The sequence below is a fragment of the Psychrosphaera haliotis genome (genome assembly GCF_039523615.1).
Taxonomy (GTDB): Bacteria; Pseudomonadota; Gammaproteobacteria; order Enterobacterales; family Alteromonadaceae; genus Psychrosphaera; species Psychrosphaera haliotis.
In genome coordinates this window covers 278248-301287 of record NZ_BAAAFQ010000001.1, presented here as the reverse complement: position 1 = coordinate 301287, position 23040 = coordinate 278248, and the positions used below count along the sequence as shown (strand labels likewise).

Genomic DNA, 23040 nt, shown 5'->3' with positions numbered 1-23040 from the left:
AAAGTGCACAATATAAATAAAAGTGCGTAGAATATTGGAGTATTGTTTTTTTGGAGAGATTTTATGTCTGTAGAAGTAAACCAATTGATTTCCTATTTAGATGAACTGCTTGATTCTAATAATATAAAAGATTTTTGCCCGAATGGACTTCAAGTAGAAGGTTGCTCCAAAATAAAAAAAATAGTAATCGGGGTGACTGCTTCGGAAGCATTAATAGATGCTGCAATTGAAAATAAGGCTGATGCGATATTAGTGCATCATGGTTATTTCTGGAAAGGTGAATCTGACCCGATAACAGGCATGAAAAAAAGGCGTATTGCAAAGCTACTTAAACATGACATTAATTTAGTAGCCTATCATTTGCCAATAGATGTTCATTTTGAATTTGGCAACAATATACAGCTCGCTAAAAAACTAAATATTACAAATGTTAAACCATTTCCAGGGATAAAGCCGAAAGGGATAGTAATGCAAGGCGAGTTACCCACAGGCACAACAGCCAACAAGTTAGCTAAACTAATAAAACTGAACTTATTGCGTGAGCCATTAGTTAATGCAGTAAGAGATGAAGATATTAGAACTGTAGCCTGGTGCACAGGAGGTGGGCAAAGTTATATAGATGTGGTCGCACATGCTGGACTTGACGCATTTATTACAGGTGAAGCATCAGAACAAACTATTCACAGTTCTCGAGAGCAAAATATCGATTTTTTTGCAGCAGGTCATCATGCTACCGAGCGTTACGGTGTACAAAGTTTAGGTGAGCATTTAGAAGAGCACTTCAACCTCGATGTTTCATTTATAGATATTCACAATCCGGTTTAATATGACAACTACAGACCAAAACTTTGATGATAGAAAAGGCACTTTTAGGAAGAACATATACGGAACTAGTAAAGGCAGAGTTAGAGAGGCAGTACTAACTAGAGACTTAAAACAGTATATTGACTTTAACCTAGATTCTGGAAAAACACTTTCTGTTCTTGATGTGGGTGGTGGGCAAGGACAACTTGCAATTAGACTCGCAGAGCTTGGCCATGACGTGACGTTAACCGACATATCAGAGGAAATGTTAACTATAGCCAAACAGGCTACGCAGGAAAAAGAACTAGAAAATATCAATTTTAAGTGTCTTCCGTTACAAGAGTTATCAGAAAACCTTAATGAAAAATATGACTTAGTACTTTGCCATGCGGTATTTGAGTGGTTAGAAAAACCAAGAGAAGCGTTTTCAATTCTTAATGCCTTATGTAAACCTAGTGGCGCTATTTCTTTTATGTTCTATAACAAAATAGGTCAAACGTTGAGTAATCTGGTGTATGGGAATTTTGACTACATAAGAGCGGGTATGAAGGCGAAGAGGGTTGTAAAGTTAAACCCTCAGTCTGCATTAGAACCTGCAGATGTATACCAGTGGGTATCAGAAGAAAAGCTTACTATTGCAATCAAATCTGGTGTTCGAGTGTTCCATGACTACATAAGAGATGTTAATAAATGGGAAAGTGATGTTGATAACATATTAGATATGGAGCTAAAGTACAGTCAGTTAGCCCCATATACTGAAATTGGGCGTTATATGCATCTCATTTTAACTAAAGTATAGGAAATAAAATGAAAATATATGGATCGTTAACTTCTCCTTACGTTAGGAGACTTCGTATTCTACTGGCGTCTACGCCCTACGATTTTGAGAATACAAATATATTTGGTAGCGACAGGGAAAAGCTTAAAAGCGTGAACCCAACGTTAAAAATACCTATGTTTGAAGACACCGATAATACTAACTTACCGTTATTATTGGATTCAAACTTAGCTTTTGAATATGTACAAGAAGTATTAGATCTTGCCCCACTTAATTGGCAAGAAAAGAATGACTTAGCACTAATTAATAGTTGTAACGACTCTCTTGTTAATATGATGATTTTAAAACGATCTGCGGTAGATACAAGCGAAGATAAGCTGTATTTTAATATCCAGAGAGAACGAAGCGAAGCAACGTTTTCTTATTTTGATAGCAAGCTAGGAGAGGGTGGTCTAGCTGAATGGAACTATGTAACCATTAGTTTGTTAGTATTAATTGAATGGGCTGGATTTAGGAACTTATATGACTTCTCTAAACAGAAGAACATTCTAGAATTTATAGAACGTAATCAAAGTCAATTAGGTGTTTCAGAAACAAGCCCAGTAGAATAGAGGCATAAAAAAGCTCTTAAACATATTAAGAGCTTTTTACTTATACTAGGTGGTACATTAATTAAGCGTTTACATAATCCATGCATAGCTCATTTTTAAGAATACACTTCTGGTATTTTTTGTAACTTTACTCAAATCATCATCTTGATAACCGCCATCGGAATAGCCTACAAAAAATAATGTTTGTGGATTGACCTTGTACGAAAATAATAACTGTGCAGAAACACTTTTGTAATTTGAATTAAAGTCATCTCTGACTTCTGGTAAATAGTTTTCAAGCGTTCTTTCAATGTCATAACCTACTACAGATAGCCGTAAAAAACTTCGTATATTAAACTGATAACTTAACCTCAAATCAATTAAGTTAGCAGTATAAATATCATCGCCTTTATACTTCATGTTTGATAGTTTTAACGCTAGTTTCGTTTCTAAGTGTTTATTGGCGTGCCATGTGATTTTAGGCTCCCAAACAAATACATCACTTAGTCTCGAGTTACTATAATCGATACCTGTACCTAGTCTAAGGTAATTACCTAGCCAGATATGCGACGTAGGCTTAAACTCCATCCAAGAGCTAAATGAAACCTCATCAAACTCTTCTGTATTTCCATCTATTGCTAACGTTGTTTCATCAATTCGATTGCCAACTTTAGTGCGAGCTGCTATCCCATGGCGTAAAAATGATTGCATAGGACCATTAACGTTCAAATACATCTCTGCTTCTTGCTCAATTTTTTCACCGCGTTGGTTATGTGTCCAATCTACATCGCCAGACAATTGAACCCTAGTCCACCAATCCTCATCGTTACCACGCCAAATATGGCCACCGCCAATAACTGTCTTTTTATGATCAGTATTATTAAAGAAAGCTAAGTCGGCCCTAAAGCTTTCACCAATATTCATGTGTGTCATATCAAAAAACCAATCACGGTTGGTATGGTTATAATGGATTCTATACGCTGTATCGGTGCCGTTAATCTTGTCAGCTCTTAACTCTTGCTCTGAGCTATAGTCACCAGAGTTTTTTATATCATCTATGTAACTTTGAGCTAAATATGTATCTGAAGATAATACTTGTATGTTGACGCGATTATTTTGGTTTGGTTGATAACGGGTATCTAAGCTCGTTAAATAGTTATGATATTCACTATTTTTACGAATGGTTGTTGTTGCGCCCATTTTTAAGTCATCATTTACAGAGTAACTATATCGTAACGCACCATTTGTTGTTTTTTCATCTACTTCATAAACATTGGAGCCTAAATTACCAGGAAGTAAAAATAGTGATGTTTTGTCATTGGCAACAAAACCACCGAACGAATGATCGCCCATTTTACCTGTTACTTTGGCGCCATAGTCAGGGTCTTGTATATTACGAGTATAAATAAGGCTTAATGGAGTACTAAAGTAATCTTCGTTGGCTAAAAAGAAGGAACGTTTTTCTGGCGTAAATAAAGCAAATGTATTGTTAACATTTAGTTGTCCTGAATCCGCTTCTACTTGGGAAAAGTCTGGGTTTAGTGTGGCGTTTAAAGTCACATCGGGTGTTATACCCCATTTAAAGTCTAATCCAACATCGGTATTAGATTCGTCTTCCCAGTCTTCAATGGTTGTTTGGTTGTTTGTTGTATTAATTTCTCTGGTTTGTGTTTGTCCACTAACTAACGTCGGTACTACCGTTAAGTTATTTCCTTGTTTGGCACCTCTGAACCCTTGCAGTGTAGGCATTTGACAAACCCAACAATCCTGGCCTTGATCCATTTTTGCGTTTGATAATCTTAAACGTTCATCTCTAGGGTAAAACCTAACGAGTTCATAACCCCATTGCTGAATATCGAGGCGGTCATTGAAGTTTAAAATTCTTAACGGGATTGCAATTTCTACCGTATAACCAAACTCTGTAATCTTACCTGCAGAATCCCATATACCGTTCCAAGACGAACTCTCACGGCCAGTAAGTGCGTTTTCTATAGAGTCTGTTTGAGTACCTAAAGGGTTAATAAAAAACTGATAGGCTAGGGTATCGTCGTTAAAACTATCTATTTTTAGCCCGACTAAATCATCATTCCAGTTTTTGTCACGGTCACTTAAAAAAGCGCGGATTTTATGAGGTTCAGGATCATAAGCTTTAAAAGCAACATATAGGTTTTCACCATCTTCCATCATAAACGCTTCTGTTTGAACAGGAGACGGTATATTTTCATGGGGAAACGTAACATTATTCACTAAAAAGCGACGTGCTTTTGTCCATATAGCTTCGTTTATATGGCCATCAATAGTGATAGGTTTATGGATACGTGGAATTTCAGTAGGTGCAACTAAATCAGAAGTAATGTGTTGCAAGTCCGTTTGGTCTACTTTTGCATTAGAAAAAGCAGAGGTGCACAGAAAGAGCACTGCTACCTGAGTGGTAAATCCTTTCTTCATTTTGGTCTCAATTTATTATATTTTATTCTATAAGAGAAAATGACGTCTAAGTTATAGTAAAATATTCTACACAAATAATGGATAGTAGGTTGTAAATTGCGGTGAGCAACAAAACGGCAAAGTTAAGTCGTTTAGGAAAATGTAATTAAGTTAACCGTTTCAACGAGAGCTTTCTTTGTATAAGGTTTTTGAAGAAATTCTGTATTTGTAGTTTGATAATCATCATGTTTCAATTTGCCGTCTGTGAAACCTGAAGTAAATATGACAGGCAAAGTTGGTACCGACTCTTTGATTCTATTAGCAACATCCTTTCCAGTGAGACCATTGGGTAAAATAATATCAGTGAATAAGAGGTCTATCTGAGGGTTCTCTTCAAACAAGTCTAACGCTTCTAAGCCATCTGTTGCCAACAATACGTTAAAACCAAGTTCATTGAATATGTGGCAGGCAACTTTCGCCACCATTTGAGTATCTTCAGTTATTAGTACTGTTTTACCCGTGAAATCAGTTACTAAGTCCTGCTCTTGTATTAGTTTCTGCTGTTTATCCTGATCATTTTCAACAGTGTTACCTGCCGGTAAATAAACGTTAAATGTTGTACCTTGGTTAATTTTTGACTCTACAGCTATATAACCAGAGCACTGATCCACGTAACTATAAATCATACTCAAGCCTAAGCCTGTACCTTTTGTTAATGCTTTAGTGCTAAAGAAGGGATCGAATATTTTATCTATTACTTCAGGTGTCATACCTTTACCCGAGTCTTTAAACTGAATAAGTGTGTAATTGGCAGGGTTTAAGTATTGGCTAAGCTTGTCTGCTTCTTTAACTACTTTATCTTTAATAGAGATTGAAAATGAACCTTTGCAATCCATAGCGTCACGAGCATTTATAGCCATATTCAAAAACATGCTTTCTAATTGGGCATGATCACCAGCCAATTTGCGGTTACTACATTCATCACTAAGAGTAAACTCAAACTGTGCGCCAAGTGCGGTTTTAATAAGAGGGATTACAGACGTTAAAATATTATCAATTACAACAGTGTTTTTATTAAAAGGCTGCCTTTTAGAGAAAGCTAATAGGCTTCGCGTAAGTGATACGCCTTGTCGAGTAGCATCCGATATAGCATGTAAATATTCTTGACTTTTATTTTCGTTTTGGTTTTCTAATTGGCTAGAAAGGATTTCACAATTACCTAATATAATTGTTAATAAGTTATTGAAATCGTGAGCTACTCCGCCAGTAACCAAGCCAATAGAGTCCATTTTGTGAGCTCTAAAAGCCAAATCTTCTTGTTCTTTTTGTTTACTAATATCGCGCTCAATCGCTACAAAATGGGTAGTCACTCCGCTTTTGTCTATAATCGGCGAGATATCTACCTCATTAAAATAAGCCTGTCCGTCTTTTGAATAGTTTGTTAACAAAACACGAACAGGTTCTGAAGACTGTAATGCATTTTTTAATACATCTAAGTTCTTTCGTTCAGTTTCTTTACCTTGCAGCAAACGTGGACTCTGGCCAATTATATCTTGGCGACTATATCCAGTGACTCGCTCAAAAGCCTCATTTGCATAGACGACAGTAGGTCCTGGCTTTTCTAGTTCTGCTGTCGTTATCAATACGACATCATTGGCTTTGTCTATAGCCGTTCTTAATAGTTTTAACTCGTTTCTAGAAGACTTCTCAGATGTGATATCTTGAAAGTAGAAACTTAGCCCTGTTGCAGTAGGGTATATCCGAATAAAGTAATCGCAGCCTTTGTAAGAAAATTCAAAGTTATCACTTGATGTATTATTTAACGCGTATTTTATATGCGCTAGTATATCCGGCTCCTCAAAGAACCGCGTTGTTTCTTTTAATTTCATTCCAATACAGTTTTGTGGAAGTTGAAGCATGATCTCGGCTCTAAAATTAACGTAATCTACAAACAAATCCTCAGTTACACTAATAAAACCGTCTTCCATGTTTTGTAAAATACCCTCTCTTTTGGCGGCAAGCTGCTCTAATTGATTCTTAAAGTCTTCTAACTTTGAATTGTTGATAGAGCTAGCGAACCAAACTATTTCACCGCTGTTTGGATTGGTAATTGGAGTTAGAAAGGTTTCAATATGCTGAATTAGTCCCTTGCCGTCATCAAACCGGTACTCAAAACTAATTGATTGGTTGCTTTTGACCGCGCTACGCCATTTAGTTTTAACTCTATCAACGTCGTTTTTTGAAACAAAAGAAAGCCAGTTAATTTTAAATGTAGGTAGATTATCCCCAATAAATGTTTTAAACGTCTCATTTACAAATAGTACGGTGCCATCATTTTTAATAATGACTAGGTAAGTAGGTAATGAGTTTGCTAATAGTAAAAAGGTTCGGTTAGAGAAATTAAAGTACTGGTTGTTTTCAGCTGTACTATTCGAGCTATTTTTATCAGTGTCTTTTGATCTGTTGTCGTTGCTAAAATTTACACCTACTTTTTTATTAAGCAATAACCCTATACCTACGCCGGCTAACAATGCTGCAACAAGGCAAAATGTGGCAATAATAATCATGTAGGAAAGTTCTCATTGTTAATTTTTTAAAAATTAGATTTTGTTTCATAACTTAGTATAGGTAATTATTTAATTTATAGACTATAAATATTCTAATAGAAACAATGTGGTTGAACTTACGCTTTAGTCACTGTTTGGAATATGGAGTTCATTAAAATATGGTTGTAGTAGGAAATGTTCAGAAAGTAAAAACTGTTCATATTTTGTTAGTGGACGACGTTAATCTTATGTGCCAATTCCTTAATGAAACGTTGAGAGTTATACCTGGTGTTGAGTGCCACACAGCATCAAGAGTAAGCACAGCCGATACATTGCTGCAAAGATACGATATGGAATTAGCTATAATTGATCTAAATTTGCCTGATGGGTCGGGCCTAGAAATAGTAAAACAAATTCGAAAAGGCGAATGCAAAGGCAATCATGATATTCCTGTGTTAATTTTTTCTGGAAATACCTATAAAGAGGCGGTAAAGGAATGCTTAATGTTCCAGGTTAGCGACATTATAGCTAAACCTATTGTTGCTCTAGAGTTAAGAAAACGTGTCCAGAATCATCTAAACAAGAGGGCCAACATCAATACCGCCGAACATTTTCAAGAAATAGATAAAAAACTTCGCGAAGCAAACCCTCCAAAAGAGGTTAAAGTTAAATCGTCGGTCGTTAAGAATGAGCCTTCGGAGCAAACTAAAGTTAGAAAACAGTTAGAGAGCTCTGATAGTGAGGCTGTAAATCAATTTATTAAATGGCCATCTGACGCAACTACTGGTTTTCATCAAATAGATAGAAGGTTAAAGGATTTATGCTTCCAACTTAACCATTTTCATTTTTACAGGACGGATAAAGAAACATATCCAACTGCAAAAGAAGACATCAAACAAATAAGAATGTGTTTGGACGACTTAAACTATGCGATAAAACCTATAAAAGCATCAAATCCCGACCTCGCAATCTGGAAACCATTTTCAGAACGAATAAAAATGATTTCAGAACTACCTTTTGACAAGTACTCAACGCCTAAACTTGCCCTTCAGGGTAAAGGTCAGTTTAGTAAGAGTTTACGAACTGCGTGGATGGGCATACTTACTAAACCTATCATTCAAAGAAAAAAGTAGCGAAATATGAAAAATACATTTTGTGTTGATGATCTGATTATGAACTTTGAAGGGTTACCAGAAGTGATGTTGATAGACGCTTTAGAATCTTATTGCAGCGAAGCTCAGGTTTATATTACTGAATTACGCAGCGCTGATTTAGAAACGTCTGTTAGACATGCACATAGTGTAAAAACCATGTCAAAAATGGTCGGCGCTCGATTTATGGCAACTATTTGTGAAGAGTTTGAAAAAACAGAGGGTAATGGGAAAGTAAAAAAGGAACACATTTTGGCGCATTGGCCTGAAGTGAAAATAGAAATTGAAACTTACGTAGCTAGCCTAAAGTACTAGTTTAAAGTACAGAGCCATTTACATTTAGAAAATTGGTTGCGGGAGCCGGATTTGAACCGACGACCTTCGGGTTATGAGCCCGACGAGCTACCAGACTGCTCCATCCCGCGCCAGTAGACTGAATATTTATATTTACTTCGTTTATTCGTAACGAAGGGCCACCAAAAATTGGTTGCGGGAGCCGGATTTGAACCGACGACCTTCGGGTTATGAGCCCGACGAGCTACCAGACTGCTCCATCCCGCGCCAGTAGACTGAATATTTATATTTACTTCGTTTATTCGTAACGAAGGGCTACCAAAAATTGGTTGCGGGAGCCGGATTTGAACCGACGACCTTCGGGTTATGAGCCCGACGAGCTACCAGACTGCTCCATCCCGCGCCAGTAGACTGTATGTTTTTTTAAAGGTCTTTGCATACTTAATGACCGAACTTCGGCACAGCGTGCTTCAGCGAGGTGCGTATACTAACGACTTAAAATTTTAATGCAACACCTGAATTAAAAAAACTGTAATAAATAGGTCTTTCGTATAAATTTGCTATAATGTCTGCAAATTTTCTAAGTTTAGTGATTATGCCAAATTTTATAGCTTTAACATCAGCGGGAATAGAGCCGCTATTAGCCGACGAACTAATTGAACTAGGGGCAACAGAAGTTAGCCCAAGATTGCAGTCTGTTCACTTTTCAGCCACCTTTGAAGTCGCCATTAAAATATGCTTCTGGTCGCGCCTAGCGACTCGTGTTTTGAAACACGTAATTGATATTAGTGGTAACACCAAGGAGAAAATATATAACGGTGTTATTGGCTTTGATTGGCACCCATACTTTACTAAAACAGATAGTTTTGCCGTAGAGTTTGTCGGAACTGACAAAAGTATAAGAAATAGTCAATTTGGTGGCCTTATCGTAAAAGATGCTATCGTTGACAATATCCGTGAAGAAACGGGTAAACGCCCTGACATCGACAAATCAGATCCTGATTTAAAAATCCACGCTCGATTATTTAAAGGTCGCTGTAATATCTATGTCGACTTTTCTGGTTCATCATTACATCAGCGTGGTTATCGAGTCGAGCAGGGTGCTGCGCCTTTAAAAGAGCATTTGGCGGCTGCTATAATCAAACGAAGCGGTTGGGATCAGAGCAGCCCCTTTGTCGACCTTTTTGCAGGTTCAGCTACTTTATTAATCGAAGCTGCGATGATGCATATAAAAAGAGCGCCAGGTTTAAATAAGCGAACTTTTCCCTTTGTTAAACATCCAGAGTTCTCTGTAAATAAATACAATGCGTTGCGCCAAGAGGCTATTGATGCAGAAGTACCAGCAACAACACAATTTATTGGTTTTGAAATTTCTAATTATGTAATAGGTAAAGCCGAGTCCAATATTGCTGAAGCTGGTTTGGAAGAAGTAATAAGTATTAATCAACAAGACGCAGCAAATGCAACGGTTAGCAAAAAGCTTAAACCTGGCTGGATTGTTTCAAATCCTCCATACGGTGAGCGTATTGGTGATGCAATTGAATTACTATCTTTGTTCAAACGATTAGGTTTAAACTTCAAAAAGAATTATGAAAACTGGCATGTATCGTTATTAACGGGCCAAACCTTATTGCTAAAATTATTAAGGTTGCAAAAAAGCAAAGAGTTCAAGCTCAAAAACGGACAAATAGAAACCGTTTTAGCAAACTATCAGTTAACACCTCAACAATGTGAATTATCAGAAAGCGCACAAAACGGTGAATATTATTTATCTAAAGATGGTCAAGCGTTTTCTAAGCGAGTAGATAAAAACCTAAAACGTTTAAAGAAGTGGGCTAAAAAAGAAGACATTTCTTGTTATCGAGTTTATGACGCCGACATACCAGAGTATAACGTTGCGGTAGATTATTATGATGGCCGCGTTGTAGTTTACGAATATCAAGCTCCAAAAACCATAAAAGAAAGCGTTGCGGAAATTCGTCTTTTAGATGTCCTTAGTATTCTTCAACAAAAATTTGATTTAAATGCTGAAAACTTTTCTATCAAAGTGAGAAAAGCTCAGAAAGGTAAAAAGCAGTACGAAAAAGAAGATAGCAAATATCATCGTTTTTCAGTTGAAGAGTTTGGCGCTCAGTTTTACGTGAATATACACGACTATTTAGATACGGGTCTGTTTTTAGACCACCGCTCAACTCGAAAAGAGTTTGCTTCGTGGTGTAAAGGCAAAGACGTTTTAAATCTATTTTGCTACACCGGCAGTGTATCAGTACATGCTGCACTCAACGGTGCAAACCGCGTAACAAGTGTTGATATGTCTAACACCTATATTGACTGGGCAAAAGACAACTTTAGCTTAAATAAAATCTCAGAAAAGGGTCACTATTTCCAACGCGCCGACTGCTTAGATTGGTTGGCAAAGTCTCGTGATAAATTTGATTTGGTGTTTTTAGATCCACCTTCGTTCTCGAATTCTAAAAAGATGGACAGAACTTGGGACGTACAGAGAGATCATGTTGAGATATTAGAACTTGTAAAAGGTAGGTTAAATCCAAATGGTACTATTTTGTTTTCAAATAACTTACGAAAGTTTAAGTTAGAAGTTGAGCAGATTGAAGCGTTAGGGTTTGAGATTGTTGATATTAAAGATAAAACATTACCAGAAGACTTTAAACGCAATCAAAATATCCATCATTGCTGGAAGTTAATTTTAAAAGAAAATGGCTAGCCTCAATCTTTTATCAACGCAGGGCTGTCACTTGTGCAGCCTTGCCATTAAACTCCTCAATGATTCAGGTACTACCTTTTCAATCATAGATATCGTATTCGATGATCAACTGGTCAAATACTATGGTGACAAAATACCTGTATTAATTGCCGAAGATGCGGAACAAGCGTTATTTTGGCCTTTCGATATACAACAAATAGAGCAATATAAAGAGCATTATGGAATTAGTTAGACTTAGCAACGCACAGCTGGCATTTGGCAGTAATCCAATTCTTAATCATGTGGATTTTCAAATTAACGCTGGCGAACGAGTTTGTATCGTTGGACGAAATGGCGCAGGTAAATCTTCGCTGCTCAAGGTAATAAGCGGAGACCAATCATTAGACGACGGTAAATTGCAGTTTGTTAATGACGCAACCGTAGCGAGATTAGAGCAAGATCCGCCAAGAGGCCAACACGGTACTGTTTTAGAATTTGTAAGTGCAGGTTTGCAACATATAAAAGATCTAATGGATGAATTTGACGATATTGCGATGAAAATTGCGGATGACGTTTCTTTGATGTCTCGAATGGAAAAGTTACAACAACAAATTGATCAACACGAAGGCTGGACGTTAGATTTAAGAATTTCGCAAACGCTAACAAAGTTGGGTTTAAATCCTGATCAAGACATCAACAAATTGTCGGGTGGTTGGCTACGTAAACTTGCTTTAGCTCGTGCATTGGTAAAACAACCAAATATTCTTTTGTTAGATGAGCCAACGAACCACTTGGATATAGACGCAATTGCATGGTTGGAGTCTTTTTTAAAAGAGTTTAAGGGTGCCATCGTATTTATTTCGCACGACAGGGCGTTTATTAGAGCAATGGCGACTCGAATAATCGACTTAGATAGAGGTAATGCATTAAGTATTGTAGGTACTTATGAGTATTATTTGGAAGAGAAACAAAGACTTTTAGAAGTAGAAGAGCAACAAAATGCGTTATTTGACAAAAAATTAGCGCAAGAAGAGGTTTGGATCCGCCAAGGCATCAAAGCCAGAAGAACGCGAAATGAAGGTCGAGTTAGAGCTTTAAAAGACCTCAGGGTACAACGCAACGACAGAATTGACGCACCTACCACTGCAAATATGTCAATTCAACAGGGTGAAAAAAGTGCCAAGAAAGTATTTGAAGCTAAAGACATTAGCTATTCAATTCCGGGTAAAACACTGATTAATGATTTTTCTTGTTTGGTAATGAGAGGCGATAGGGTTGCACTTGTAGGGCCAAATGGTGTTGGTAAGTCGACGCTAATCAAATTATTGCTTGGTGACATACAACCAGAACAAGGTGTTATTCATATTGGTGAAAACCTAAATGTTGCCTACTTTGACCAGCATCGCTTAGCACTTGATATTGAAAAGACGGTTCAAGATAATGTTGCCGATGGTAAACAAGAGATTGATTTTAATGGTTCAAGCCGTCATGTTCTTGGTTATCTTCAAGATTTCTTATTTCCGCCAGCACGTTCAAGAACGCCAGTTAAAGCCTTGTCAGGTGGCGAAAAGAACCGCCTTCTTTTAGCAAAGTTATTTGTTAAGCCTTCAAATGTTTTAATACTTGATGAACCAACAAACGACCTAGATGTGGAAACGCTAGAACTTTTAGAGGAATTAGTGGCAAACTACCAAGGTACCGTATTACTAGTAAGTCATGATAGAGAATTTATTGATAATACCGCCACGACTATTTGGGCTTTTGAGGGTGAAGGGTATATAAACAAAGTATTTGGTGGATATGCAGATTACAGAGATTACTTAACTCGTATAGCCTCTACGGACAAAACAAAAAACTCTGATGCTGAAAAAAAATCTCAACCTAGTATAGTGAAGAAAGAGACGAAAGTTTCAGAAAAGAAAAAGCTTTCATACAATGAGACTCGCGAGTTAGAATCATTGCCGAAGATTTTAGAAAGCTTAGAACAAGAATTAGAAACAGCTCAAGCAGTGGTGAACGATCCAGACTTTTTTAGAAGTGATAGTGAACAAACTCAAAAAGCATTGAACCAATTAGCAAAACTTGAGTCGAAGATGGAAATTGCCTTCGCCCGCTGGGAAGAGCTAGAAGAAAAACAACAGAATCCATAGGTAGTATTTATTTTGAACAAGGTGAAATTTTCCAAAACTGCAATAGCGATAGCATCTTTACTAGTTAGCTCATCAGCTTTGGCAGTAAAGTATAAGGTTACTGAATTATCAGTTACGCCAAATCACAAGCAGTCTTTTGGTGTTGCGAATAATGATGTAGGCGATGTGCTTAGTTTAGCAAGAGAAGGTATTAACTATCCGTTTTACTTTAACGATTATTTGTTGAATAGCTCTTCTACGCTTTTGCTTAATTGTGGTGTAACACAAGAGGAGTTGGACAGTGAAGCTTTTGACGCTGCATCGGCTGATTGTTTAGTAACACAGCTTGGTTCTTCAAGTACTTACAGGTATAACTCGAACTACCAGAAAATAGGTGATGATAAAACTGCATATTATGGTCAAAATATTGAACAGGGTATTTTGAATGTGGTTGACGTAATTGATCCTGTTTTGGGTGAATACACACGTAGTAATATTGAACAACTCAAAGCAATAAATAACTCTAGCATCGCAGTCGGAACGGTTACGGCTCCATATTCCATGGAGACCTATACATTTGAATCTGATAGCGGGAATACCACTTACGATCTTTTTGTACGTGAGCATGATGAGCGTGCTGTTGTTACAGATGGTGAAAATGTTACCTTAATAGAGCCTAGTTATAGTACTTATGGCGGCAAGTCATTTGCTAGTAATATATCGGACACGGGTTATGTGTCTGGCTATGAGTCTGTTGCTATGTACTCCATCTATGAACAGGAAATTGCTGACAATTGTACCGGAGAGTCATTCCCAGCAAATGTTTGTCAATGGTCTTATACGTCACTAGAAGACATATATGAGTTGCGAGCTACCGTTTGGAAAGTTGATAGTGATAACCAAGTGGTGGACCAAGTAAATTATGGTTTAGCTTTTGTTCCATCAGAAACTCAAACCAGGAATTATAAATCTGTAGCTACATCTGTAAATGATCAAGGTATCGCTGTTGGTTATGGTGACGTCCCAATTGGCAATTCTACAACCACAATTAGTTCGACTAGTATGCCTCTTGTATTTAAAGACGGTGAAGTGCAGAAGATTCTTCAAGATAATGATAATTTTGACGCAGGTTATGCGATTGATATTAATAACTCCAATATCGTTGTAGGTAAAGTTCAAAAGTATTTTGATGGCCAATTTAATGACTCAATGTTCGTTTATGATTTAGATATGGATAAGTTAACATTACCAACTGTTTTCTATATTGGTAGTCGAGCAACCGCTAATGCAATTAATGATAATGGTTTTGTCGTTGGTAATGGTGAGTATGAGATTAGTAACGCTTCTACTCGCCGAAAACATGGTTATATTTATGATACTAATACTAATACCTTTAATGATCTAAATGATTTTACATCTTGCGACGCGACTTTAGAGATTATTGATGCTGTTGATATTAATAATAATAATGAAATTGTAGCAACGGCGTTAAAAACGGTTCAGTCGATTGATGCTCTAGGAAATGTAGAGGTTGATGATGATGGTAACGATATTATGGTTCAGGTACCTGTGGCAGTATTATTAGAGCCAATAGCTGGCGGAGAAATTGAATCTTGTGCTGATGAAGTTGTAAAGTACGAAAGAAAAGGCTTTTCGAATAGTCTGTGGATGATTTCTTTCTTATCAATATTTGCAGTTATTAGAAGACGTTTTTTATAACTCTTTAATCTAAACTCCAAGCCCATGTATCCCATGGGCTTTTTTATATATTACAGTTTTGTGGCAAATTAACTGTTGATCATATTTCCGTAATTTACTATTCATATACATAAGCTTTAAACGAATATCAATAGACACTCGTTTAAGGTTTCTATAACAATAAACAAAATATAGAGGTTATGCCTATGAAAAGACAAAAACGTGATCGCTTAGACAGAGCTCATTCGCAAGGTTATAAAGCAGGTATTACAGGACGCTCAAAAGAAGCTTGTCCATATCAATCTCAAGAATCAAAATCTCAGTGGCTTGGAGGGTATCGAGAAGCCTTAGGTGACAAAAACTACGGTTTGTTTAAATAGTTATTAGTAGCCACAAAAAAAGCTCGTTACGACGAGCTTTTTTATTATCCTGTTATCTAAATCTAAATCTAAATCTAAATCTAAATCTAAATCTAAAACGAAGACGTATCGGTGAAAAGTCCTACTTTTAAATCTTTTGCTTCGTAGATAACTTTTCCATCTACAGAAACGGTACCGTCAGCAAGACCCATAAATAATTTTCTTTTTATTACGCGCTTCAAGTCTATTTTGTAAGTTACTTTTTTAGCGGTAGGAAGAATTTGACCAGTAAATTTAACTTCGCCCACACCTAGTGCTCTTCCAAGTCCAGGCCCACCAGACCAGCCTAAGAAAAAGCCTACCAGTTGCCACATCGCATCTAAGCCTAAACAACCTGGCATGACTGGGTCGCCTTTAAAATGACAATCAAAAAACCACAAGTCAGGTGTTATATCAAGTTCAGCTAAAATTTGTCCTTTGCCATGCTCTCCACCGTCTTCTGTTATAGAAACGATTCTGTCCATCATCAACATATTGTCTGAAGGTAATCTGCTATTGCCTGGTCCGAACAAGTCACCGTTACCACATGCAATTAAATCGTTTTTATCGTAGCTGTTTTTCTGTACCATATTGTTTTTACTTATATCCACCTGAGTAATCGAAATGCTAATTTAGCGTACACTTGTACGCTAAACAACTCTGAGCAGTGAAATAAATAATGTTTCTACAACTAGGTAAATGAAATGCCACTTACAAACGCTGAAAAACAAAAGCGCTATAGAGATAAAAAGGCGCAAGATGGAAAAAAAGAAGCTAGAGGTTACTTGACGGAGCAAGCTCAAGAATGCCTAGAAGATATACGACAGCAGACTGGTTGGGACGACAGTACGATATTGTCAAACGCGCTTAGGTTGACTTATGCTGCACAGAAATGTGGGCAGGTTAAAATTTTAAATAATTGGCTTTTGAAAAACGAAAAGTAAATTAAATATCAATTAAAATGCAAAAGGAATCGTTTAAGAAATTAGCATCTTAATGGAAGACCTTATTAATAGTTTTTAAAAATAGTGGGCTATTTGATTAAAGGTGTTTTTTAGGAGTCTCATTATTAGCGTTAATGGTAACTATGTTGTTATATCGCTCATATTCATCCCAAAAACTAGATATTAGTAATTCTACTTGCTCCTGACTGGCCTCTATGTTTTTCCAGTCTAAGTAGTATTTAGCTAGGTTTTCGTGTCGTGAGTCGTTTATTTTTGTGTTTTCAGGGTACAACTTTATGGCACTTGCCTCGATATGAAGGCTGAATTCGCCAGTGGCTTCACCTTGTTGCTTGAGTCTGAAAAGAGAATTAAAAACAAAAAAATGTGTATGGAAAAGTGTTAGAGTTTTAGACAAAGACTTTGAGGAAAACAATTGATATGGCTCAGCCTGAAGAGTTTTAATAAGATCATATTCAGACGTCACACCTTTTGAAATTATCTCAAAGATAGAAGCGTCTAAAAACTCTAAAGTAGACGCATCTATTTGATAATCCTTGTTGGTACTAAGCTTCATATTCCAAAGGGTCTGTTAGACCATTTTTATTAAACGCTTCCAAACGTTCCTGGCAGGCACCGCAGGTACCACATGCTTTTTCTCTGCCATTGTAACAAGTCCAAGTTTGTGAATAGTCTAAGCCCATTCCTATACCGTCGGCTAAAATTTCAATTTTGTCGTTGTTAATGTAAGGAACAGCAATATCAACAGGTTCGTAATTAGCGATGGCCGCCACGTTTTGCATTTTCTCAACAAATTCTGGTCTACAATCAGGGTAAATTGCATGATCACCAGAATGGGCGCCGTAATAGACTTTTGTAGCCTCAAGGCTGACTGCGTAACCAATGGCAAGAGAAAGTAAAATCATGTTCCTATTTGGCACAACGGTTTGTTTCATGCTGTCAGACTCATAGTGTCCATCTGGTACGTCTATATCATCTGTCAACGATGAGCCGGCAATAATTGAGTTTATGGCGCTAATGTCCACAATTTTGTGTTGAATATTCAATTGTTCACAAGCTCTTTTAGCGTATTGAACCTCTTTTACATGGCGTTGACCATAGTCAAAAGTAAGTGCATAAACGTCAAAACCATCTTTTATAGCTTTGTTTAAAACGGTATATGAATCCATACCACCAGAAAAGATAACGACGACTTTTTCAGTCATAAAAATTCCTAATTAGAACCAAACAATTATTGGTTAAGTTTTGTTATAATGCTTAATAATTCAATTTTAAAGCATTCCACGCAAAATCAAAAGGTCGTATCCCTAAACTATAGGATATGCTCGCGTGTTTTATTAGGTTTCCTATGACAACGTATAATATAAATGAGTTTTTTGAAACTATTCAAGGTGAAGGACAATACACAGGCACGGCTTCGATCTTTATCAGATTACAAGGTTGCCCAGTTGGATGTTCATGGTGTGATACGAAACATACATGGCCTATTAATGAAGGCGTTGGTATTCAGCTGAAGGACGTTTTAGCAAAAACAGATGAAACTGAGGAGTGGGCCGCAGCTAGCGCCGAGGAATTACTGTCATTTATCAAAAACGAAGGTTATAGGGCTAAGCATGTTGTTATTACTGGTGGTGAACCCGCTATGTATGACCTTAATCCGTTATGTAATGTTTTACACGAAAATGGGTACTCAACTCAGATAGAGACAAGTGGCACATTTGAAATAAAAGTACCGGAAAAAACATGGGTAACGGTTTCGCCAAAAATAAACATGGCCGGAGGCTATAAAGTATTAGAAAGTTGTATGGCTAGGGCAAATGAGATTAAGCACCCAATAGCTAGACAAAAGCACGTTGAAGAATTGGAAGAGCTTATTGCGGTGGCACCAATTTCTGACGATGCTCTGATTTACTTGCAACCTATCAGTCAAAAGACATCAGCAACAAAACTGGCAATAGAAACCTGCAAAGATAAAAATTGGCGTTTATCAGTGCAGGTTCATAAATATATAGGAATTAGTTAAGGCTAGTTCCTTATCGTTGCCGCTTTCATCTCAGTAACAAACTTGCCTAACTTTTCTAGCAAAACGTTTTGATCATGCAGGTTCTGCTCAATTATATTAACAATTGCAGAGCCTGAAATAGCGCCTGATGCACCTGCGGATATTGCTTGCTCTACTTGTGTAGGTGAGGATATCCCAAAGCCAAGTACAGGTGGTGCAGCTCTATACTCAAGCAGTTTATTTATCATAACCTCTGGAGGCATATTGGCTTTTGTTTCTGCTCCAGTTACTCCCGCTCTACTCAATAAGTAAGTATAACCTCTAGAATAAGACGCAACGGCACGCAGAGTCTCGTCTGTAACATGAGGTGGTACAATAAACACAGGCTCAATACCTGCTTGTTTTGCAGCATTTCTAAATGGCTGGCTTTCTCGAACTGGCACATCTGCCACTAGTACAGAGTCAACTCCAGAATTAGCACAATCTTGATAAAAAGTTGGTAAACCCTTTGCCATTATTAGATTACTATAAAGCAGCAAGCCGATAGGTGTATCCGGAAACTCTTGTCGAATGCGCGCAATAACGTCTAAACAATCTTGAGTTGTGACGTCACTTTCAAGCGCTCTAATATTAGCTTGTTGGATAGTTGGTCCATCAGCGATTGGGTCTGAAAACGGCAAGCCAAGCTCTAGAGCATCAGCGCCGGATAGTATAAGTTGACGAATAATTGCATAACTTCTATCTAAACTAGGATCACCAATAGTTACAAAAGGTATAAATGCACCTGCATTTTCCGTTTTTAAGCGTTGAAACATCTGATCATAACGGCTCATTATTTACTCTCCGTGTTCTGTTTGTTTTGTTCCGATAATACCGCATGTACGTGGGCTAAATCTTTATCACCACGACCAGAAAGGTTAACCAATAATACTTGTTCTTTCTCCGGAGACTCTTTGGCTAGTTTTAGTGCATACGCTAAAGCATGAGAAGACTCTACGGCTGGTATAATACCTTCTTTTTTAGCTAGTACTTGGAACGCGTCAAGCGCTTCATCATCATTAATAGCTACGTAATCAGCTCGACCAATAGCTTTTAAATGCGCATGTTGAGGGCCAACAGCAGGATAATCTAAACCAGCAGAAATAGAGTAAGACTCTTCTATTTGGCCATCAGGGTTTTGCATTATATGGGTATAGGCACCGTGCAAAATACCAGTAGAGTCAATTCCCTTATCTATGACGGCTAACGCGGCACCGTGAAGGCCGCTATCAAGGCCTTTACCACCTGGCTCGACCCCAACTAGTTTAACGGCTTCTTCTTTAATAAAGTCATTAAACATACCAATTGCGTTTGAACCACCTCCAACACAAGCAAGTACCATGTCAGGTAGCTTTCCTTCAGCTGCTAAAATTTGTTGTTTAGACTCTTCTCCAATCATTTTTTGGAAGTCTCTAACAATCGTTGGGAAAGGATGAGGACCTGCAGCTGTACCTAGTAAATAATGACTTTCTTCATAAGTTGAAGCCCAATCTCTCATAGCTTCATTTACAGCGTCTTTTAAGGTGCCCGAACCTGATGTAACTGGAATGACTTCTGCGCCCATCAACTTCATTCTAAAAACATTCGGCTGTTGGCGATCAATATCTTTAGCGCCCATATAAATACGAGCTTCTAATCCTAGCAGTGCACAAGCAAGAGCCGTTGCTACGCCATGCTGTCCAGCACCCGTTTCCGCAATGACGCGAGTTTTACCCATTCGTTTAGTTAGCAGTGCTTGTCCTAACACTTGGTTAGTTTTGTGCGCGCCGCCATGTAACAAATCTTCTCGTTTTAGATATATTTTGGTTTTTGTGCCTTCAGTCAGGTTACGACATAACGTTAATGGAGTAGGGCGACCTGCATAGTCTTTCAGTAAAGCATTAAACTCCCTATGAAAAGCGTCGTCATCCATAGCTTCAATATAAGCTTGCTCTAATTGTTCTAAGGCCGGAACAAACAGTTCTGGCACGAACATACCGCCAAAGTCACCAAAATAGGCAGGTAATGTTTTTTTATTCTGATTCATGTTGGTCCTTAAGAGACGCTGTACGACTCATGATTTTATTAAATACGTTGTTTAACTTTTTGGTTGATTTAACGCCAGGTGAACTTTCTACCCCAGAGTTTAAATCTAAACCTATGACTGGTTGCGAAAGAGCGGAATCTAAATTCGAAATACTAATACCGCCAGCAAGCATGATTTTTGGTCCATCAAACTTTGAAAATAGCGGAGCTAGCTTGCTCCATTCAAATGTTTGCCCTGTACCGCCAAGTTCGCCATTTATGCTCTTCGCGTCTAATACAATTCTGTCCACATTAGGCCAATGAACTGGCAAGTCTTCGCTAGCACCAATTGAACAAGCCTTCCAAATTTCACAATTAGTACCCAAGGCTCGAACTTGTTTTATGTAATCTCCAGACTCGTTTCCATGTAGTTGCACAGCAAATAGTGGCAATTCATTTATTAAATCTTGAACAAACTCGATGCTTTGATTTTGAACAACCGCGACATATTTAGTTTTAATAGCATTGTTTGATGCCCTAACTTCATCAACGATTTGTTTCGCTTTTGATAGTTCAAGTTTTCGCTTACTTTGCTCCGCAAAAATTAAGCCTGTGAACTCTGCACCTGCTTGTACCGCTTCAATAACGTGCTCTGACTTCGTTAAACCACACACTTTGTGTTCACCACAAGTTAATTTTGAACAGGCTTTATCTAGATCTTTCTCCGCCATCAATGAACTGCCTACTAAAAAGCCGTCTACTAGCGTTGAAAGCTGAGCTACTTGCTGATGTGTATAAATTCCAGACTCTGAAATTAATAACGTATTTGCTTGGCGCTCATTATCGGTGCCTAATAGAAACTGTTCTGTTAATACAATAGTTTGATTTAAATCCGTACTTAGGTCTCTCAGATTACGATTATTAATGCCAACAATATTCGCGTTAAGATTTATTGCCCTGTCCATTTCTTCAGCGTTTGAAACTTCAGTTAAAATGTCCATTTCCAAAGAAAGAGCTATATCTGCCAAGCTGCGGTATTCTTCATCATTAAGCACAGAGAGCATCAGTAATATTGCATCTGCACCATATAAACGAGCTAAATAAACTTGGTACTCATCAACAAAAAAGTCTTTACAAAGTATCGGTTGTTGCATCAATTCGCGGACTTTTGGTAAACGTTCAAAGTCACCTTGAAAGTACTTTTCATCTGTTAAAACAGACACGCAGCTAGCATAATTTTTATATGCACTGCATATCTCCTCAAGGTCAAAATCTTCTCGGATTAGACCTTTAGAAGGGCTTGCTTTTTTAACTTCTAGAATAAAACCACGATTATTCTTTGTTTTGTCTTGTTTTATAGCGCTATAAAAATTTCGTGTCGAAGGCTCTAAGCCATCTTTAAAAGCAAAGAGTGGCATTGTGTTTTTTCTGCCAACGAGCTCGTCGCGTTTATCTAAAACTATTTTCTCTAATACATTCATGCGCTTTTTTTATCCGTTTTTTGCGATAGTTACGAAACGCTCTAAAGTATCTAAGGCACTACCAGACAACAGTTTTTGTTCAACCATTTTAGCGGCTTCCATTAAGGACTCAGCTTGGCCTGTTAATACTAATAACGGGGCTGTATTCAGGATGACAGCAGCGTTGTGGGCAGCTTCACCTTCTCCGGCAAGAACCTTTCTAATAATTCGGGCATTGTGTGCAGGATCTCCACCTACAAGGTCTTTAATGGTATATCGTATTTGTCCAAAGTCTTCAGGTGAAACATAAAACTCAGAGATTTCTCCATCGAGTAACTGCACTACTTTTGTTTTGTCATGAACGGCAATTTCATCCATACCAGCACCATGAACGACCCAAGCTCTATCTTTACCTAATAGTTTTAAAGACTCAGCCATTGGGCGACAAAGGTCTGCGTCGTACACGCCTATAATGCAGGTTTTGGCTTTGGCAGGGTTAACCAGTGGCCCCAATGCATTGAATATAGTTCTCGTACGAAGCGTATTTCTTACTGGCATTGCATGCTTAATCCCGCGGTGGTAATGCGGCGCCATAAGAAACGTTAGATTAGATTCTACTAGGCACTTTTTCGCTACTTCTGGAGTCATATCAAGTGGAACACCTAACTCTGACAACACATCAGCAGAACCAGAGCTAGAAGATACTTTTCTATTGCCATGTTTTGCCATTTTTAGGCCCATACTCGCTGCAACGATTGCACACAAAGTACTGATGTTAATGGTATTCGTTCCGTCACCACCCGTACCGCAGTTATCTATAGTTTCAAAATCTAAATCAGGAAAAGGTATTGCGTTATCTGCGAGTGCCATCGCCGCACCAGCTATCTCTTCTGGCGTTTCGCCACGGACTTTTAATGCACTTAATAAAGCGGCTAATGGAATATCTTCCATTTCTCCATTAACAACATCAGTAAAAAGTTTGTACGTTTGCTCTTTTGTTAAAGAACGGTTTGTCATTGCTAAGTGAATGAGGTCTAGCTGTACAGTATTCATA

General features: G+C 37.8%; 21 protein-coding genes and 3 tRNA genes. 12 read left to right on the top strand and 12 right to left on the bottom strand.

What is annotated here, in order from left to right; translation table 11 throughout:
- Positions 1 to 63 precede the first annotated feature (63 nt).
- The 3 genes from ABD009_RS01315 to ABD009_RS01305 are packed head-to-tail and all read left to right on the top strand — an operon-like array spanning position 64 to position 2193.
- The gene (locus ABD009_RS01315) at positions 64 to 825 is read left to right on the top strand and encodes a Nif3-like dinuclear metal center hexameric protein (protein ID WP_343822234.1); all 762 of its coding nucleotides are present in this window, start codon (positions 64 to 66) and stop codon (positions 823 to 825) included.
- A 1-nt stretch (position 826) separates the two neighbouring features.
- A complete protein-coding gene (locus ABD009_RS01310; protein ID WP_343822233.1) occupies positions 827 to 1603 on the top strand; it encodes a methyltransferase in 777 nt (258 codons plus the stop codon).
- 8 nt (positions 1604 to 1611) lie between these two features.
- A complete protein-coding gene (locus ABD009_RS01305) occupies positions 1612 to 2193 on the top strand; it encodes a glutathione S-transferase family protein (RefSeq protein ID WP_343822232.1) in 582 nt (193 codons plus the stop codon).
- A gap of 69 nt (positions 2194 to 2262) precedes the next feature.
- Here the strand turns inward: ABD009_RS01305 and ABD009_RS01300 are convergent, their stop codons facing one another.
- Both ABD009_RS01300 and ABD009_RS01295 read right to left on the bottom strand, forming a co-directional pair.
- Complete coding sequence (locus ABD009_RS01300) at positions 2263 to 4620, bottom strand: carbohydrate binding family 9 domain-containing protein (protein WP_343822231.1); 2358 nt, start codon at positions 4618 to 4620, stop codon at positions 2263 to 2265.
- A 131-nt stretch (positions 4621 to 4751) separates the two neighbouring features.
- Complete coding sequence (locus tag ABD009_RS01295; RefSeq protein ID WP_343822230.1) at positions 4752 to 7166, bottom strand: PAS domain-containing protein; 2415 nt, start codon at positions 7164 to 7166, stop codon at positions 4752 to 4754.
- 158 nt (positions 7167 to 7324) lie between these two features.
- Between ABD009_RS01295 and ABD009_RS01290 the strand changes: the two genes are divergently transcribed.
- The gene (locus tag ABD009_RS01290; RefSeq protein WP_343822229.1) at positions 7325 to 8278 is read left to right on the top strand and encodes a response regulator; all 954 of its coding nucleotides are present in this window, start codon (positions 7325 to 7327) and stop codon (positions 8276 to 8278) included.
- A gap of 6 nt (positions 8279 to 8284) precedes the next feature.
- Positions 8285 to 8611, top strand: a complete 327-nt coding sequence (locus ABD009_RS01285) for an Hpt domain-containing protein (protein WP_343822228.1) — start codon at positions 8285 to 8287, stop codon at positions 8609 to 8611.
- 33 nt (positions 8612 to 8644) lie between these two features.
- On the opposite strand, the gene ABD009_RS01280 is transcribed toward ABD009_RS01285, so the two are convergent.
- The 3 genes from ABD009_RS01280 to ABD009_RS01270 form a co-directional block, all read right to left on the bottom strand.
- A tRNA-Met gene (locus ABD009_RS01280) sits at positions 8645 to 8721 on the bottom strand.
- A gap of 59 nt (positions 8722 to 8780) precedes the next feature.
- A tRNA-Met gene (locus ABD009_RS01275) sits at positions 8781 to 8857 on the bottom strand.
- A gap of 59 nt (positions 8858 to 8916) precedes the next feature.
- Positions 8917 to 8993 (bottom strand) — tRNA-Met (locus tag ABD009_RS01270).
- Positions 8994 to 9185: 192 nt separating this feature from the next.
- Between ABD009_RS01270 and rlmKL the strand changes: the two genes are divergently transcribed.
- The 5 genes from rlmKL to rmf all read left to right on the top strand — a co-directional run bounded on the left by rlmKL (position 9186) and on the right by rmf (position 15501).
- Positions 9186 to 11315 (top strand): bifunctional 23S rRNA (guanine(2069)-N(7))-methyltransferase RlmK/23S rRNA (guanine(2445)-N(2))-methyltransferase RlmL, encoded by a 2130-nt coding sequence (rlmKL, locus tag ABD009_RS01265; RefSeq protein ID WP_343822227.1) that lies wholly within the window; start codon positions 9186 to 9188, stop codon positions 11313 to 11315.
- Positions 11308 to 11547, top strand: coding sequence for a glutaredoxin family protein (locus ABD009_RS01260; protein ID WP_343822226.1), 240 nt, complete (start codon positions 11308 to 11310; stop codon positions 11545 to 11547). Before rlmKL ends, ABD009_RS01260 begins: the two co-directional genes overlap by 8 nt.
- Complete coding sequence (gene uup, locus ABD009_RS01255; RefSeq protein WP_343822225.1) at positions 11534 to 13444, top strand: ATP-binding cassette ATPase Uup; 1911 nt, start codon at positions 11534 to 11536, stop codon at positions 13442 to 13444. Before ABD009_RS01260 ends, uup begins: the two co-directional genes overlap by 14 nt.
- 21 nt (positions 13445 to 13465) lie before the next feature.
- On the top strand, positions 13466 to 15142 hold the full coding sequence (locus ABD009_RS01250; protein ID WP_343822437.1) for a DUF3466 family protein: 1677 nt from the start codon (positions 13466 to 13468) through the stop codon (positions 15140 to 15142).
- A 185-nt stretch (positions 15143 to 15327) separates the two neighbouring features.
- Complete coding sequence (rmf, locus tag ABD009_RS01245) at positions 15328 to 15501, top strand: ribosome modulation factor (protein ID WP_155694740.1); 174 nt, start codon at positions 15328 to 15330, stop codon at positions 15499 to 15501.
- A gap of 92 nt (positions 15502 to 15593) precedes the next feature.
- Here rmf and fabA read toward each other — a convergent pair whose 3' ends face one another.
- Positions 15594 to 16109 (bottom strand): bifunctional 3-hydroxydecanoyl-ACP dehydratase/trans-2-decenoyl-ACP isomerase, encoded by a 516-nt coding sequence (fabA, locus tag ABD009_RS01240; protein WP_155694742.1) that lies wholly within the window; start codon positions 16107 to 16109, stop codon positions 15594 to 15596.
- Between the two features lie 114 nt (positions 16110 to 16223).
- Here fabA and ABD009_RS01235 point away from each other — a divergent pair, with 114 nt between their 5' ends.
- Positions 16224 to 16463, top strand: a complete 240-nt coding sequence (locus ABD009_RS01235) for a hypothetical protein (RefSeq protein WP_343822224.1) — start codon at positions 16224 to 16226, stop codon at positions 16461 to 16463.
- 97 nt (positions 16464 to 16560) lie between these two features.
- On the opposite strand, the gene ABD009_RS01230 is transcribed toward ABD009_RS01235, so the two are convergent.
- Positions 16561 to 17037: a DNA-J related domain-containing protein gene (locus ABD009_RS01230; protein ID WP_343822223.1), complete on the bottom strand. Its 477-nt coding sequence runs from the start codon at positions 17035 to 17037 to the stop codon at positions 16561 to 16563.
- Complete coding sequence (gene queC / locus ABD009_RS01225; RefSeq protein ID WP_343822222.1) at positions 17027 to 17686, bottom strand: 7-cyano-7-deazaguanine synthase QueC; 660 nt, start codon at positions 17684 to 17686, stop codon at positions 17027 to 17029. Before queC ends, ABD009_RS01230 begins: the two co-directional genes overlap by 11 nt.
- 143 nt (positions 17687 to 17829) lie before the next feature.
- On the opposite strand from queC, the gene queE reads away from it, so the two are divergent.
- Complete coding sequence (gene queE / locus ABD009_RS01220) at positions 17830 to 18504, top strand: 7-carboxy-7-deazaguanine synthase QueE (protein ID WP_343822221.1); 675 nt, start codon at positions 17830 to 17832, stop codon at positions 18502 to 18504.
- Positions 18505 to 18506: 2 nt separating this feature from the next.
- Here queE and trpA read toward each other — a convergent pair whose 3' ends face one another.
- The 4 genes from trpA to trpD are packed head-to-tail and all read right to left on the bottom strand — an operon-like array spanning position 18507 to position 23039.
- A complete protein-coding gene (gene trpA / locus ABD009_RS01215) occupies positions 18507 to 19316 on the bottom strand; it encodes a tryptophan synthase subunit alpha (RefSeq protein WP_343822220.1) in 810 nt (269 codons plus the stop codon).
- The gene (gene trpB, locus ABD009_RS01210) at positions 19316 to 20548 is read right to left on the bottom strand and encodes a tryptophan synthase subunit beta (RefSeq protein WP_343822219.1); all 1233 of its coding nucleotides are present in this window, start codon (positions 20546 to 20548) and stop codon (positions 19316 to 19318) included. The genes trpA and trpB overlap by 1 nt, the downstream gene beginning before the upstream one ends.
- The gene (gene trpCF, locus ABD009_RS01205) at positions 20535 to 22007 is read right to left on the bottom strand and encodes a bifunctional indole-3-glycerol-phosphate synthase TrpC/phosphoribosylanthranilate isomerase TrpF (protein ID WP_343822218.1); all 1473 of its coding nucleotides are present in this window, start codon (positions 22005 to 22007) and stop codon (positions 20535 to 20537) included. The genes trpB and trpCF overlap by 14 nt, the downstream gene beginning before the upstream one ends.
- Positions 22008 to 22016: 9 nt before the next feature.
- Positions 22017 to 23039 carry an anthranilate phosphoribosyltransferase gene (gene trpD / locus ABD009_RS01200; protein ID WP_343822217.1) on the bottom strand — a complete coding sequence of 341 codons (1023 nt, stop codon included), beginning with the start codon at positions 23037 to 23039 and terminating at the stop codon, positions 22017 to 22019.
- Position 23040 lies beyond the last annotated feature (1 nt).

What these genes read in the sequence shown, in the direction of transcription:
- ABD009_RS01315 (WP_343822234.1), top strand. Translation starts at nt 64, where the DNA reads ATGTCTGTAGAAGTAAACCAATTGATTTCCTATTTAGATGAACTGCTT.
- ABD009_RS01310 (WP_343822233.1), top strand. Translation starts at nt 827, where the DNA reads ATGACAACTACAGACCAAAACTTTGATGATAGAAAAGGCACTTTTAGG.
- ABD009_RS01305 (WP_343822232.1), top strand. Translation starts at nt 1,612, where the DNA reads ATGAAAATATATGGATCGTTAACTTCTCCTTACGTTAGGAGACTTCGT.
- ABD009_RS01300 (WP_343822231.1), bottom strand. Translation starts at nt 4,620, where the DNA reads ATGAAGAAAGGATTTACCACTCAGGTAGCAGTGCTCTTTCTGTGCACC.
- ABD009_RS01295 (WP_343822230.1), bottom strand. Translation starts at nt 7,166, where the DNA reads ATGATTATTATTGCCACATTTTGCCTTGTTGCAGCATTGTTAGCCGGC.
- ABD009_RS01290 (WP_343822229.1), top strand. Translation starts at nt 7,325, where the DNA reads ATGGTTGTAGTAGGAAATGTTCAGAAAGTAAAAACTGTTCATATTTTG.
- ABD009_RS01285 (WP_343822228.1), top strand. Translation starts at nt 8,285, where the DNA reads ATGAAAAATACATTTTGTGTTGATGATCTGATTATGAACTTTGAAGGG.
- rlmKL (WP_343822227.1), top strand. Translation starts at nt 9,186, where the DNA reads ATGCCAAATTTTATAGCTTTAACATCAGCGGGAATAGAGCCGCTATTA.
- ABD009_RS01260 (WP_343822226.1), top strand. Translation starts at nt 11,308, where the DNA reads ATGGCTAGCCTCAATCTTTTATCAACGCAGGGCTGTCACTTGTGCAGC.
- uup (WP_343822225.1), top strand. Translation starts at nt 11,534, where the DNA reads ATGGAATTAGTTAGACTTAGCAACGCACAGCTGGCATTTGGCAGTAAT.
- rmf (WP_155694740.1), top strand. Translation starts at nt 15,328, where the DNA reads ATGAAAAGACAAAAACGTGATCGCTTAGACAGAGCTCATTCGCAAGGT.
- fabA (WP_155694742.1), bottom strand. Translation starts at nt 16,109, where the DNA reads ATGGTACAGAAAAACAGCTACGATAAAAACGATTTAATTGCATGTGGT.
- ABD009_RS01235 (WP_343822224.1), top strand. Translation starts at nt 16,224, where the DNA reads ATGCCACTTACAAACGCTGAAAAACAAAAGCGCTATAGAGATAAAAAG.
- ABD009_RS01230 (WP_343822223.1), bottom strand. Translation starts at nt 17,037, where the DNA reads ATGAAGCTTAGTACCAACAAGGATTATCAAATAGATGCGTCTACTTTA.
- queC (WP_343822222.1), bottom strand. Translation starts at nt 17,686, where the DNA reads ATGACTGAAAAAGTCGTCGTTATCTTTTCTGGTGGTATGGATTCATAT.
- queE (WP_343822221.1), top strand. Translation starts at nt 17,830, where the DNA reads ATGACAACGTATAATATAAATGAGTTTTTTGAAACTATTCAAGGTGAA.
- trpA (WP_343822220.1), bottom strand. Translation starts at nt 19,316, where the DNA reads ATGAGCCGTTATGATCAGATGTTTCAACGCTTAAAAACGGAAAATGCA.
- trpB (WP_343822219.1), bottom strand. Translation starts at nt 20,548, where the DNA reads ATGAATCAGAATAAAAAAACATTACCTGCCTATTTTGGTGACTTTGGC.
- trpCF (WP_343822218.1), bottom strand. Translation starts at nt 22,007, where the DNA reads ATGAATGTATTAGAGAAAATAGTTTTAGATAAACGCGACGAGCTCGTT.
- trpD (WP_343822217.1), bottom strand. Translation starts at nt 23,039, where the DNA reads ATGAATACTGTACAGCTAGACCTCATTCACTTAGCAATGACAAACCGT.